Consider the following 12,300-nt stretch of genomic DNA (forward strand, 5'->3'; position numbering starts at 1 on the left):
ACCGCGGAGGCGGCTGCGCTCCACGGCTGGTGCCGAGCATAGTCCGCCGGGGTCTCCCCGGGGTCCCGGCTGGCGCTCCGGGACCCGGAGCCGCAGAATGGAGGGCAGCCATCCCGAGCGGCCGAGAGACCTGGATCGTCGACGCCGCAGCAACCGTGGTCGACGTCGCAGACCGCACGGTGCTACCGCCAGGACCGATGGAGCAGCGCACTCCCGGCACCCCCGCCGGGACACCTCTCCGCCCGGGACCGACCAGCGGCACCACTCGCACGAGGAGTCCTTCCCATGGCCGACCACCAGTTCGGGTTCCGCACCCGCGCCCTGCACGCCGGGGGCACCCCCGACGCCGAGCACGGCGCCCGCGCGGTCCCGATCTACCAGACCAGCTCGTTCGTCTTCAAGGACGCCGACGACGCCGCCAACCTGTTCGCCCTGCAGAAGTACGGCAACATCTACTCCCGGATCGGCAACCCCACCGTCGCCGCGTTCGAGGAGCGCATCGCCTCCCTGGAGGGCGGCATCGGCGCCGTGGCCACCGCCTCGGGGATGGCCGCCGAGTTCCTGACCTTCGCCGCGCTCGCCCAGGCGGGCGACCACATCGTGGCGGCCGGCCAGCTCTACGGCGGGACCGTCACCCAGCTCGACGTCACGCTGCGCCGCTTCGGCGTGGACACCACGTTCGTGCACGGCACGGACCCGGAGGACTACCGGGCGGCGCTGCGGCCGAGCACCAAGGCCGTCTACACCGAGGTCGTCGCGAACCCCTCCGGGGAGGTCGCCGATCTCGAGGGCCTGGCAGCCGTGGCCCACGCGGCCGGCGTCCCGCTCGTGGTCGACGCCACGATGACCCCGCCGTACCTGGTCCGCCCGATGGAACACGGCGCGGACATCGTCATCCACTCGGCCACCAAGTTCCTGGGCGGCCACGGCACCACGCTGGGCGGCGTCGTCGTGGAGTCCGGGCGCTTCGACTGGGGCAACGGCAACTTCCCGTCCATGACCGAACCCGTGGCCTCCTACAACAACGTCTCCTGGTGGGAGAACTTCGGCGAGTACGGCTTCCTGACCAAGCTGCGCTCGGAGCAGCTGCGGGACATCGGCCCGGCGCTGTCCCCGCAGTCGGCGTGGAACCTGCTGCAGGGCGTCGAGACGCTGCCGCAGCGCATGGACGCCCACCTGGCCAACGCCGCGGCCGTGGCGCAGTGGCTCGCGGAGGACCCGCGGGTCTCCTACGTCAACTACGCGGGGCTGCCGGACCACCCCCACCACGAGCGGGCCCGGAAGTACCTGCCGCTGGGCGTGGGCTCCGTCTTCTCGTTCGGCGTGACGGCCACCGGTGAGCTCACCGGGCGGCAGGTCGGCGAGCGGTTCATCGAGAACCTGCAGCTGGCCAGCCACCTCGCCAACATCGGCGACGCCCGCACCCTCGTGCTGCACCCGGCCTCCACCACGCACCAGCAGCTCAGCCCCGAGCAGCTGGAGGTGGGCGGGGTGTCCGAGGACCTCATCCGCATCTCCGTGGGCATCGAGGACGCCGAGGACATCCTCTGGGACCTCGACCAGGCCCTCTCCGCGGCCACCGGGCTCGCCCGGGCGTCCGCCCCGACCGTCGAAGGAGCACTCCGATGACCGCCGAGACCCGCACCTGGCAGGGGCCGAGCGCCCCCGAGCGGCTGAAGCTGCTGCGCGGCACGGAGTCGATCGCGATCGTGGGGGCGTCCGACAAGCCCTCCCGCGCCTCCTACTTCGTCTCCACCTACCTGCTGTCCTCCTCGCCGTACCGGGTGTACTTCGTCAACCCGGTGCTGCGGGAGATCATGGGCCGGCCCGTCTACCCGTCCCTGGCGGACCTGCCGGAGACCCCGGACCTCGTCGACGCCTTCCGGCGCCACGACGACCTCCCCGGCGTGGCGCGCGACGCCGTGGCCGTCGGGGCGAAGACCCTGTGGCTGCAGCTGGGCTCCTGGCACGAGGAGGCCGCCCGGATCGCCGAGGAGGGAGGGCTCGACGTGGTGATGGACCGCTGCCTGAAGATCGAGCACGCCCGCTTCCACGGCGGCCTCCACCTGGCCGGCTTCAACACCGGGGTCATCTCGGCGAAGCGGCAGGTCCTGTCCTGACGGGCCCCGCCCCGGCAGGTCGCGCCCCGGGACGTCCTGTCCCGGCACGCGCAGCGGCCCCGGAAGCCTGGTGCTTCCGGGGCCGCTCCCGTCCCGAGGGGCGGGTCGCTACACGCGCTCGAGGACGAACCGCACGTCGGCCTTCAGGCTCTGGCTGACCACGCAGTACCGCTCCGTGGCGCGCGCGAGGCGCTCCAGGGCGGTGTCGTCGAGGTCGGCGTCCACCCGGGCGGTCACCACGACGTCCTGCACCCCGACGGGCACGGAACGGTCCACGCCGAGGGTGCCGCGGGCGTCGAACATGCCGTCGGCGGTCAGCTCGGCCGAGCGCACCTCCACGCCCATGGCGGTGGCGACGCTGCGCAGCGTCACCCCGGCGCAGGCCAGGAGCGCGTCGAGCAGCATGTCCCCGGAGCAGGCGTCGCTGCCGTCACCGCCGGTGGCGGCGTGCGGGCCGCCGCGCACGGGGCCCGCCCAGGTGTCCACCGTGCAGGTCAGGCCGGGGTCCCGGAAGTTCCCGTGGGAGTGCAGGGGCGTGCGGGCCGCCTCGGGCTCCGCCCGGTAGCGGTCCTTGAGCGGGGCCTGGAGCTGCCGGAGCTCCGCGGCGGTCATCTGGGTTCGAGATTCCATGCTGTCACTGTAGAGCGTCCGGCGCGGACGGCACCATGCGGGGCGCCCGCGCCGGACCGGCCCAGCGGACCGGCCCAGCGGACCGGCCCAGCGGACCGGCTCAGCGGACGCGCTCGGCCGCCATGTCGTCCCAGTACGCGCGGGTGGTCACCACGTCGGTGCCGTCCCACGCCCCGAGCCCGTACAGCCCGGGGATGTCGCCGCTGTGGAACACCGGCTCCAGCCCCTGCCTGCGCTGGGCCTCGTAGTTCTTGAGCACGCGCACAGCCACCCCGGCCAGCAGCACCAGGGCCACGAGGTTGATCGTGGCCATGACCGCCATGAAGAGGTCGGCCAGGGACCAGACCAGGTCCAGGGCCAGCACGGCGCCGGCGAAGACGAACGCCAGCACGAGCACGCGGTAGGCGGTCATCACCGCGGGCGAGCCGGTGAGGAAGCGGATGTTGGACTCGCCGTAGTAGTAGTTGCCGATCACGGAGGTGAAGGCGAAGAGGAAGATCGCCACGGTGAGGAAGTGCACCGCCCAGCCGCCCAGCTGCAGGGCCAGCGCGGACTGGGTCAGGGAGGCGCCCTCCCGGCCGCCGAACTCGGGGTCGGACAGCAGCACGATGAACGCCGTGATCGAGCAGATCAGCCAGGTGTCGAAGTAGACGCCGAGCGCCTGCAGGAAGCCCTGCTTGGCCGGGTGGGAGACCGACGCGGTGGCCCCCGCGTTGGGGGCCGAGCCCATGCCGGCCTCGTTGGAGAACAGGCCGCGCTTCATGCCCTGGATGATCACGCCGATCAGCCCGCCGGTGACGAACTCCCGGATGCCGAAGGCGCCCTCGAGGATCTGGCCGAGGACGGCGGGGATCTCGCCGACGTTGAGCACGACCACGAGCAGGCCGAGCAGGACGTAGAGCACGGCCATGACCGGGACGACCACCTCGGAGACGGCCGAGATGCGGCGGATCCCGCCGAAGATGATCGCGGCGGTCAGGCCCACGAGCACGGCGCCGACGAGGATCCGGAACCACAGCGCGTCCGCCGCGGCGATGTCGACGCCGAGGGACCCGCCCAGGGCGTCGACGATCGAGTTCGACTGCACGGAGTTGAACACGAACCCGTAGGTCAGGGTGATGACCACCGCGAAGAGCAGGCCCATCCAGCGCGCCCCGATGCCCCGCTCCATGTAGTAGGCGGGCCCGCCCACGTAGCCGGTGGGCGCCTTGATCTTGTACAGCTGGCCCAGCAGGGACTCCACGAAGGCGCTGGCCGCGCCGATGCCGGCGATCACCCACATCCAGAAGACGGCGCCCGGTCCGCCCAGGCTGATGGCGATCGCGACGCCGGCGATGTTGCCGGTGCCCACGCGGGCCGCGGCGCTGACGGTGAAGGCGCGGAAGGCGGAGATGCCCTTCTTGCCGTCCTCGGCCATGCCGGGCTTGTCGCCCAGCACCCGGAACATCTCCGGGACGAGCCGCAGCTGCACCACTCCGGTGCGCACGGTCAGGTACAGGCCCACTCCGATGAGGATGGCGAAGACCACGTTCCACACCCAGCCGCCGAGGGTGCCGACGAGGTCGGTGACGAGTTCCATTCCAGCTCCGAACTGTGACGACGCGGTGCTCCGGCAGGGATCCCTGCGGACCCGCGTGGACGATCAGGACGCAGCGGTTGCGCGCCCCGACGGAACTCTAGTGGACGTGACCGGCGTCTCGACCCCCTCACCCCTCATCCCCCCGGGCCGGGGTCGCGGCCGACGGCGACCGGAGTGCGCCCGGTCGCCGTCGGCCGCACCCTCGCGAACGGGGTGGGAGGGGCGGGAGGGGTCAGATCACGCGCACCGCGCCCTTGTCCGCGGAGGTGACCATGGAGGCGTAGGCACGCAGGGCCTTGGAGACCTGCCGCTCCCGCGGCCTGGTGGGGTACCAGGGCGCCGGACCCCTGGCCTGGCGCCGGGCGGCGAGCGTGGCGTCGTCGACGTTGACCCGCAGCACCCGCTGTGCGACGTCGATCTCGATCTCGTCGCCGGTCTCGATGAGCCCCACGGCGCCGCCGGCGGCTGCCTCCGGGGAGATGTGCCCGATGGAGAGGCCGGAGGTGCCTCCGGAGAAGCGGCCGTCGGTGATCAGCGCGCACTCCCGGCCCAGGCCGAGGCCCTTGAGGTAGGAGGTGGGGTAGAGCATCTCCTGCATCCCGGGCCCGCCCTTGGGGCCCTCGTGGGTGATGACCACGATGTCGCCGGGCTGCACGTTCTTGGAGAGGATCTCGAACACGGCCTCGTCCTGGGACTCCACCACGAAGGCCTTGCCGACGAAGTGGAAGAGCTCCTCGTCGATGCCGGCGGTCTTGATCACGGCCCCGTCCTCGGCGATGTTGCCGTAGAGGATCGCCAGGCCGCCGTCCGCCGTGTAGGCGTGCTCCACGGAGCGGATGCAGCCGTCGGCGGCGTCGGTGTCCAAGGACTCGAACTCGTTGGCGGTGGAGAAGGCCTGCGTGGTGCGCACACCGCCGGGGGCGGCGTGGAAGAGCTTCCGGGCGCGCTCCGAGGACCGGCCGCTGCGGATGTCCCACTCGTCCAGCCACGTGGCCAGGTCCGGGGCGTGCACGGTGTGCACGTCCTCGTTGAGCAGCCCCGCCCGGCGCAGCTCGCCGAGGATGGCGGGGATGCCGCCGGCGCGGTGCACGTGCTCGATGTGGAACTTCGTGGAGTTCGGGGCGACCTTGCACAGGCAGGGCACCCGGCGGGACAGGGCGTCGATGTCCGGGAGGGTGAAGTCCACCTCGCCCTCCTGGGCGGCGGCGAGGATGTGCAGGATCGTGTTGGTGGACCCGCCCATGGCGATGTCCAGGGCCATGGCGTTCTCGAAGGCGGCCTTCGTGGCGATGTTGCGCGGCAGCACGGACTCGTCGTCCTGCTCGTAGTAGCGGCAGCACAGGTCCACCACCCGGCGGCCGGCCTCGAGGAACAGCTCCTTGCGCGCCACCTGGGTGGCCAGCGTGGTGCCGTTGCCGGGCAGGGACAGCCCCAGGGCCTCGGTGAGGCAGTTCATGGAGTTGGCGGTGAACATGCCCGAGCAGGACCCGCAGGTGGGGCAGGCGTTGCGCTCGATCTGGCCCAGCTGCTCGTCGGTGACGGACTCGTCGACGGCCATGGACATGGCGTCCACCAGGTCCAGGCGGTGCTCCACGACGCCCTCGACGGCCTCACCGGACTCCATGGGCCCGCCGGAGACGAAGACCACCGGGATGTTCAGCCGCAGCGCGGCCAGCAGCATGCCCGGGGTGATCTTGTCGCAGTTGGAGATGCACACCAGGGCGTCGGCCCGGTGGGCGTTGACCATGTACTCCACGGAGTCCGCGATGATGTCGCGGGAGGGCAGCGAGTAGAGCATGCCGTCGTGGCCCATCGCGATGCCGTCGTCGACCGCGATGGTGTTGAACTCCTTGGCCACACCCCCCGCCTCCTGGATCGCGGAGGCCACGAGGTCGCCCATGTCCTTGAGGTGCACGTGGCCCGGCACGAACTGCGTGTAGGAGTTGGCGATCGCGACGATCGGCTTCCCGAAGTCGTCGTCGCCCATGCCGGTGGCCCGCCACAGGGCGCGGGCGCCGGCCATGTTCCGGCCGTGGGTCGAGGTGCGGGAGCGGAGGTGGGGCATGGCGCGGCTGCGTCTCCTTGGTCGGGTCCTGGGACGAGGGGGCCGGTGGGGCGCACTCCCCGCGCACCGGCCGAGGGCCGGCGCGACCGGGGCGGCCGCCGGAGGTCCGCCGCCCAGAATACGCGCCGTCGCACCCTCGTCCCGCTTCCCGGACGGCTGTCTCACCATATGGTCATCGGGGACCGCTCCTACACTGGGGCACGACACGCCCCGAAGGAGGACTCCCCCATGAGCCAGCACACCACTCCCCCGCGGCCGGACGACAGCACGTCCTTCGCCGTGGACCTGGCCGAGGCGGTCGACCCGCTCGTGATGGCGCTCGACGTCGGCTCCACGGGCAGCCGGGGCGGCCTGCACGACGCCACCGGGACCCCGGTGCGCGGCTACCGGCACAAGATCGAGCACGAGTTCAGCACCGGGGCCGACGGCACCTCGGTGATCGACCCCGACCAGGTCACCGAGGAGCTGGCCGGGATCCTGGACCTCGTCCTGGCCGACCCGGCCCTGGCCGGCCGGGTGGCCGGGGTGGCCCTGGACACCTTCGCGTCCTCGCTCGTGGGGGTCGGCGACGACGACGAAGCGATCACCCCCTGCTTCACCTACGCGGACTCCCGGTGCGCGGAGCAGCTGGCGGCGCTGCGCGCGGAGCTCGACGAGCCCTCGACCCTCCAGCGCACCGGCGCCCGTCTGCACACCTCCTACCTCGCCCCGCGCCTGCGCTGGATCCGGGAGACGGACCCGCGGACGTGGGAGCGGGCCCGGCGGTGGATGTCCCTCGGCGAGTACGTGCACCTGCGCCTGCTCGGCACCGCCCACGCCGGGACCGCCACCGCGGCGTGGACCGGCCTGCTGGACCGGCGCACGGGCCGGTGGGACGAACCGCTGCTGCTGGCCTGCGGCCTGGACGCCGAGCAGCTCAGCCCCGTGCTCGACCCGCACGAGCCGATCCCGGACGTCGCGGACTCCGTCGCCCGGCGCTGGCCCGCCCTCGAGGGCGCTCACTGGTTCGCGCCCGTGGCCGACGGGCTCAGCGCCAACCTGGGCTCGGGCGGGGCCGACGCCTCGACCCTGGTGGTCTCCGCGGCCACCTCGGGGGCCGCGCGCGTGCTGCTGCACGCGATCCCCGAGCGGGTCCCCAGCGGGCTGTGGTGCTACCGCGTCGACGCGCGGCGGTGCCTGCTGGGCGGGGCCCTCAACGACGTGGGACGGGCGATCAGCTGGCTCGGGAGCACGGTGCGCCTGCCGGAGGACACCACGCTCGAGGACGTGGCCGTGGCGGACGTCGCCGAGGGCACCCCGGTGGTGCTGCCCTTCTTCACCGGCGAGCGCTCGACCGGCTGGGCCGGCGGCGCCCGGGCGGTGCTGGCCGACGTCACGGCCGCGGCCACCGGCGCGGACCTGGCGCGCGGCGTGCTGGAGGGCGTGGCCGCCTCCTACGCGCGCGTGGCCGACGAGCTCGAGGACGTCGCCGGCGGCGTGGAGCACGTGGTGGCCTCGGGCAGCGCGTCCCAGGACGTGCCCGGGCTGATGCAGATCCTCGCCGACACCCTCGGCAAGCCCGTGGCCCGGGCGGAGTTCAAGCGCGCGACGCTGCGCGGCACGGCGCTGCTCGCCCTCGAGACCCTGGCCCCGGGCGTCGAGCGGGCCCGTCCGCCCTACGGCCCGGAGCGTGCGCCGGAGCCGGAGCGGGCCGGGCACTACGCCGCGGTCCGCGCCCGCTTCGAGGAGCTCTACGGGGCGGTCGTCGCCTCCTGACCCGGGCGCCCGGAGACCGGGCCCAGGATCTGCGGGACGCCGCGGCAGATCATCGGGGCCGGCCCCTGGTGTCCGGACCCTCGAGGCCGGCCATCAGGGCCGGGCCGCGGCACCACACTCGGACACAATGGTGTACCTCTGTGAAAACCGTGGCCCCGCCGGGAAACGCCTTCCTACCGTGGGAGCGGGAGCCGGCCGCAGCCGCGGCACCGTCCCCTCCGCCCCGACGAACGGAAGGACGACGATGGACGACACCCTGGCCCGGGAACAGGCCGCCCGGCTGCACCGGACGCTCGAGGACGCGCGCATCGGCGGCCGCCGGCTCTGGGTGCGCTACCTCGCCCTCGGCGGGACCGCCGGGGAGCTCGAGGTCGAGGGCTACCGGCACGGGTGCCTGGACCTGCCGGTCCGGCAACGGGACCTGCTGGCCTGGGCGGCCAACACGCTGCTCGACGGCCGCTTCCACCCGCGCGTGCCCTCGAGCGGCGACCTCGCCGGCGCCGCGCGAGCCGGGGCCGTGCGAGCCGGGGCCGGCCGGGACCGGCCGGGACCGCGGCGAGCGGGCCAGCTCCGCCGGCGCGGACTGAGCGCCCGGGCCCCGTCCCGCGCAGGGGGTTGACCGCGCCCGGGGACGGTGGAACGCTGGCCTCCACCAACAGTGTGCTTACTGATCGAGGCGGGTCGCATGAAGGCGATGGTGTACCGCGGACCCTACAAGGTGCGGGTCGAGGAGAAGGACATCCCGGGGATCGAGCATCCCAACGACGCGATCGTGCGGGTGACGACGGCGGCGATCTGCGGGTCGGACCTGCACCTCTACCACGGGATGATGCCGGACACCCGGGTGGGGACGACCTTCGGCCACGAGTTCGTCGGGGTGGTCCACGAGGTCGGACCGTCGGTGGAGCGGTTGAAGCCCGGTGACCGGGTGATGGTGCCGTTCAACGTCTACTGCGGGTCCTGCTGGTTCTGCGCCCGGGGCCTGTACTCCAACTGCCACAACGTGAACCCGAACGCCACCGCGGTGGGCGGGATCTACGGCTACTCCCACACCTGCGGGGGCTACGACGGCGGCCAGGCCGAGTTCGTGCGGGTGCCCTTCGCCGATGTGGGGCCCTCGGTCATTCCCGACTGGATGGAGGAGGAGGACGCGGTGCTGTGCACCGACGCCCTGGCGACCGGCTACTTCGGGGCGCAGCTGGGCGACATCGCCGAGGGCGACACCGTCGTCGTGCTCGGGGCCGGGCCGGTGGGGCTGTTCGCCGCGAAGTCGGCGTGGCTGATGGGCGCGGGCCGGGTGATCGTGATCGACCACCTGGAGTACCGGCTCGAGAAGGCCCGGGAGTTCGCCCAGGCCGAGACGGTCAACTTCGCCGAGCACGACGACGTGGTCGTTGAGCTGAAGCGGAGCACCGACCACCTGGGTGCTGACGTGGTGATCGACGCCGTGGGGGCCGAGGCGGACGGCAACTTCACCCAGCACGTGACCTCGGCCAAGCTCAAGCTGCAGGGCGGGTCGCCTGTCGCGCTGAACTGGGCGATCGATTCGGTGCGCAAGGGCGGGACGGTGTCGGTGATGGGCGCCTACGGGCCGATGTTCAGCGCGGTGAAGTTCGGCGACGCGATGAACAAGGGGCTGACCCTGCGGATGAACCAGTGCCCCGTGAAGCGGCAGTGGCCGAGGTTGTTCGAGCACATCCGCAATGGTTACCTCAAGCCCAGCGACATCGTGACCCACCGCATCCCCCTGGAGCACATCGCCGAGGGCTACCACATGTTCTCGGCCAAGCTCGACGGCTGCATCAAGCCGCTCATCGTGCCGGGCACCTCCTGAGAAAGGGCGCTGCGACCATGACCTCCACCCCGTACACCGCCGGCGAGGCCGAGCGCCCCGTGGACCGCGAGGAGCTGCGCTCCCGCATCCCCGGCTGGGGCGCGGACCTGGACCCGGCCGACCGGCCCTCCGTGCCGAAGCTGCGCTACGACCCCGGCGCCACCGGGGCGCACTGGGACGTCCCGGAGCGCCAGCCCGAGCGGTGGCCGCGGGAGCGGTCGATCGAGCACGCGCAACTCACCCCCGTCTTCGGCACCTCCTGCCCGCCCAAGGGCCTCTCCGGAGTGCTCCGCCGGCACGCCTACCGCAGCTACAGCGAGGGCAGGGCCGCGCACTGGCTGATCCTGCTGGCGGCCGACCGGGTCGACGCGTGGGAGAGCCACCTCGTCTCGTTCGCGAGCCTGCGCCCGGACAACCCGGTCACCGAGACCGGAGTGCTCTCCGAGTTCACCCGGCACGGGCTCTCCTCCCGCACCGGGCACAAGCGCGCCGACCTCTCGCACACGTGGCTGGACCCGCTCGTCGTCGCCGGGCCGTGGGTGCTGGCGGGCGGCGCCGCCGTCGCCGCGGGACGGGCCCTCCTCCGGCGCCGGGGCTGACCCGCCCGGTGCGCGCCGCACGCCGTCCGGCGGGCCTCAGCGGGCGCAGGACCTGACGATGTCCTCCGGCGAGAGCCGGCGCCCGCCCACGTAGTACAGCACGGCGCCCGCCGGCAGCGGGGAGTTCCAGCCGGGGCTGATCACCGCGCCGTCGAGCTGGACGGCGAGCAGGGTCGCGTCGAAGCCGCGGCCGATGCCGGTCTGGAGCTCCCCGACGACCGTCCCCGCGAGCGCGTCGGGCAGCCGGGTGCTGTAGGTGTTGCGGCCGCCGTGGGTCATCAGGTCCGCGTACACGGCCGCGATGCCGGGGTCCTGGAGCTCCTCGGTGGCCATCCGCGGTGAGTGCCACTGCACGCACTGCACCTTGCGGCCGAGGTAGGAGAAGTTCCGGGCGCGGACCATGTCGCGCAGGGCCACCACGATGTGGGCGCTGTGGTTCAGGTGGGCCGCGGCCACGGTGAGCGTGAGCGCCTCGTTGTCGTCGCGGGCGTCGACGAGCACCCGGCGCGCACGGTGGATCCCGGCGCGGCGCAGCACGGTCTCCTCGGCGAGGTCGCCGCGGACGAAGCCGTGGTCGGGGTGGTCCGGCAGCGGGTTCTCCGTCACCTCGTCCCAGGCGCAGAGCGCGATCGGGAGGACGCCGTCCGCGGTGAGCTCCTGGACGAGCCGCTCGGTGCGTCCGGGCGTGTACCCGAGGATCACGAGGTGGTCCGACAGGTCGAGGTCGAGCTGGCCCTTCATGCGCTGTCCCTTCGCGTTCTCGATGGCCGTGGCGATCTTGGTGAAGAGGGTCGTCAGCGTGGCGATGCCCCCGACGATGACGTAGACGCCGACGAGGTGGCCGCCGAGGGTGGTCGGGAAGAAGTCGCCGTAGGCGGCCAGCTGGTGAGGAACACCGTGACGATGATCAGCAGGGGCAGCCCCCAGGCCCGGGCGCTGCCCAGCCGGCGGACCAGGCGGGCGAGGAAGAACGGCACGGGTGGATCCTCCTGTCTCGTCGCGGTCCTCCCACCGACCCTACGGGGGTCCGCGCCGGTTGGTGCGCAGGCCCGGCCCACCCACCGGGCCGCGAGCGACGACGTCCGGCGCGGGCCTCCCACCGACCCTACGGGGGTCCGCGCCGGACGCGGCCCGTGGGCGGAGCCGGGTCAGTCGCGGTGGAGCAGCAGCGCCTCGCCCTGGCCGCCGCCGCCGCAGAGGGAGACCGCGGCCTTGCCGGAGCCGCGGCGGGAGAGCTCGAGGGCCGCGTGCAGGGCCAGGCGCGCCCCGGAGGCGCCGATCGGGTGGCCCAGGGCCACGGCGCCGCCGTGGATGTTGGCCCGCTCCAGCGGGTAGTCGAGGTCCCGCAGGGACTGGATCAGCACGGACGCGAACGCCTCGTTGATCTCGATGAAGTCGAGGTCCTGCACGGACCACCCGGCCTTCTCGACGGCGGCCTCGATGGCCCGGGACGGCTGGGAGTGCAGGGACGTGTCGGGCCCGGCGACCTGGCCGGGGGCGCCGACGACGGCGAGGTGCTCCAGCCCGTGGCGCTCGGCGTAGGCCCGGCTGGTCAGCACCACGGCCGCCGCCCCGTCGGACAGCGGCGAGGAGTTGCCGGCGGTGATGGTCCCGTCCGCCGCGAACGCCGGCCGCAGGCTTCCCATGGACTCGGCCGTGGAGTCGGGCCGGATGCCCTGGTCGGAGTCGACCACGAGCGGGTCACCCTTGCGCTGCGG

General features: G+C 73.1%; 10 protein-coding genes and 1 pseudogene. 6 read left to right on the forward strand and 5 right to left on the reverse strand.

Annotated elements, in window-relative coordinates; all coding sequences use genetic code 11:
• The first annotated feature begins 285 nt into the window (after window positions 1-285).
• Together ABL57_RS07395 and ABL57_RS07400 are read left to right on the forward strand one after the other, a co-directional pair.
• Window positions 286-1,629 (forward strand): O-acetylhomoserine aminocarboxypropyltransferase/cysteine synthase family protein, encoded by a 1,344-nt coding sequence (locus ABL57_RS07395; RefSeq protein ID WP_047802817.1) that lies wholly within the window; start codon window positions 286-288, stop codon window positions 1,627-1,629.
• Window positions 1,626-2,120 carry a CoA-binding protein gene (locus tag ABL57_RS07400; protein ID WP_047802818.1) on the forward strand — a complete coding sequence of 165 codons (495 nt, stop codon included), beginning with the start codon at window positions 1,626-1,628 and terminating at the stop codon, window positions 2,118-2,120. The genes ABL57_RS07395 and ABL57_RS07400 overlap by 4 nt, the downstream gene beginning before the upstream one ends.
• A 108-nt stretch (window positions 2,121-2,228) precedes the next feature.
• Here the strand turns inward: ABL57_RS07400 and ABL57_RS07405 are convergent, their stop codons facing one another.
• From ABL57_RS07405 to ilvD, 3 genes are all read right to left on the reverse strand, one after another.
• A complete protein-coding gene (locus ABL57_RS07405; protein WP_203225570.1) occupies window positions 2,229-2,750 on the reverse strand; it encodes an OsmC family protein in 522 nt (173 codons plus the stop codon).
• Between the two features lie 100 nt (window positions 2,751-2,850).
• A complete protein-coding gene (locus tag ABL57_RS07410; protein ID WP_047802820.1) occupies window positions 2,851-4,329 on the reverse strand; it encodes a sodium:alanine symporter family protein in 1,479 nt (492 codons plus the stop codon).
• Window positions 4,330-4,561: 232 nt separating this feature from the next.
• Window positions 4,562-6,394, reverse strand: a complete 1,833-nt coding sequence (ilvD, locus tag ABL57_RS07415) for a dihydroxy-acid dehydratase (protein WP_047802821.1) — start codon at window positions 6,392-6,394, stop codon at window positions 4,562-4,564.
• 228 nt (window positions 6,395-6,622) lie between these two features.
• On the opposite strand from ilvD, the gene ABL57_RS07420 reads away from it, so the two are divergent.
• The 4 genes from ABL57_RS07420 to ABL57_RS07435 all read left to right on the forward strand — a co-directional run bounded on the left by ABL57_RS07420 (window position 6,623) and on the right by ABL57_RS07435 (window position 10,582).
• Entirely contained in the window at window positions 6,623-8,149 is a 1,527-nt protein-coding gene (locus ABL57_RS07420) for a gluconokinase (RefSeq protein ID WP_047802822.1), read from the forward strand.
• A gap of 244 nt (window positions 8,150-8,393) precedes the next feature.
• Window positions 8,394-8,768 carry a hypothetical protein gene (locus ABL57_RS07425; RefSeq protein ID WP_053004813.1) on the forward strand — a complete coding sequence of 125 codons (375 nt, stop codon included), beginning with the start codon at window positions 8,394-8,396 and terminating at the stop codon, window positions 8,766-8,768.
• Window positions 8,769-8,834: 66 nt separating this feature from the next.
• Window positions 8,835-9,983, forward strand: a complete 1,149-nt coding sequence (locus ABL57_RS07430) for a zinc-dependent alcohol dehydrogenase (RefSeq protein ID WP_047802823.1) — start codon at window positions 8,835-8,837, stop codon at window positions 9,981-9,983.
• Between the two features lie 17 nt (window positions 9,984-10,000).
• On the forward strand, window positions 10,001-10,582 hold the full coding sequence (locus ABL57_RS07435; RefSeq protein ID WP_047802824.1) for a hypothetical protein: 582 nt from the start codon (window positions 10,001-10,003) through the stop codon (window positions 10,580-10,582).
• A 36-nt stretch (window positions 10,583-10,618) separates the two neighbouring features.
• On the opposite strand, the gene ABL57_RS07440 is transcribed toward ABL57_RS07435, so the two are convergent.
• Window positions 10,619-11,323 (reverse strand): NAD-binding protein, encoded by a 705-nt coding sequence (locus ABL57_RS07440; protein WP_203225572.1) that lies wholly within the window; start codon window positions 11,321-11,323, stop codon window positions 10,619-10,621.
• A 407-nt stretch (window positions 11,324-11,730) separates the two neighbouring features.
• Window positions 11,731-12,300 (reverse strand): annotated as a pseudogene (locus ABL57_RS07445) (acetyl-CoA C-acyltransferase); the annotation flags it as partial.

This window comes from Kocuria sp. SM24M-10, assembly GCF_001027955.1.
GTDB lineage: Bacteria > Actinomycetota > Actinomycetes > Actinomycetales > Micrococcaceae > Kocuria > Kocuria oceani.

Bases quoted from the DNA above. Each gene is read 5' to 3' on its own strand.
- ABL57_RS07435 (WP_047802824.1), top strand. From the start codon at position 10,001: ATGACCTCCACCCCGTACACCGCCGGCGAGGCCGAGCGCCCCGTGGAC.
- ABL57_RS07395 (WP_047802817.1), top strand. From the start codon at position 286: ATGGCCGACCACCAGTTCGGGTTCCGCACCCGCGCCCTGCACGCCGGG.
- ABL57_RS07410 (WP_047802820.1), bottom strand. From the start codon at position 4,329: ATGGAACTCGTCACCGACCTCGTCGGCACCCTCGGCGGCTGGGTGTGG.
- ABL57_RS07420 (WP_047802822.1), top strand. From the start codon at position 6,623: ATGAGCCAGCACACCACTCCCCCGCGGCCGGACGACAGCACGTCCTTC.
- ABL57_RS07425 (WP_053004813.1), top strand. From the start codon at position 8,394: ATGGACGACACCCTGGCCCGGGAACAGGCCGCCCGGCTGCACCGGACG.
- ABL57_RS07405 (WP_203225570.1), bottom strand. From the start codon at position 2,750: ATGGAATCTCGAACCCAGATGACCGCCGCGGAGCTCCGGCAGCTCCAG.
- ilvD (WP_047802821.1), bottom strand. From the start codon at position 6,394: ATGCCCCACCTCCGCTCCCGCACCTCGACCCACGGCCGGAACATGGCC.
- ABL57_RS07430 (WP_047802823.1), top strand. From the start codon at position 8,835: ATGAAGGCGATGGTGTACCGCGGACCCTACAAGGTGCGGGTCGAGGAG.
- ABL57_RS07400 (WP_047802818.1), top strand. From the start codon at position 1,626: ATGACCGCCGAGACCCGCACCTGGCAGGGGCCGAGCGCCCCCGAGCGG.
- ABL57_RS07440 (WP_203225572.1), bottom strand. From the start codon at position 11,323: ATGAAGGGCCAGCTCGACCTCGACCTGTCGGACCACCTCGTGATCCTC.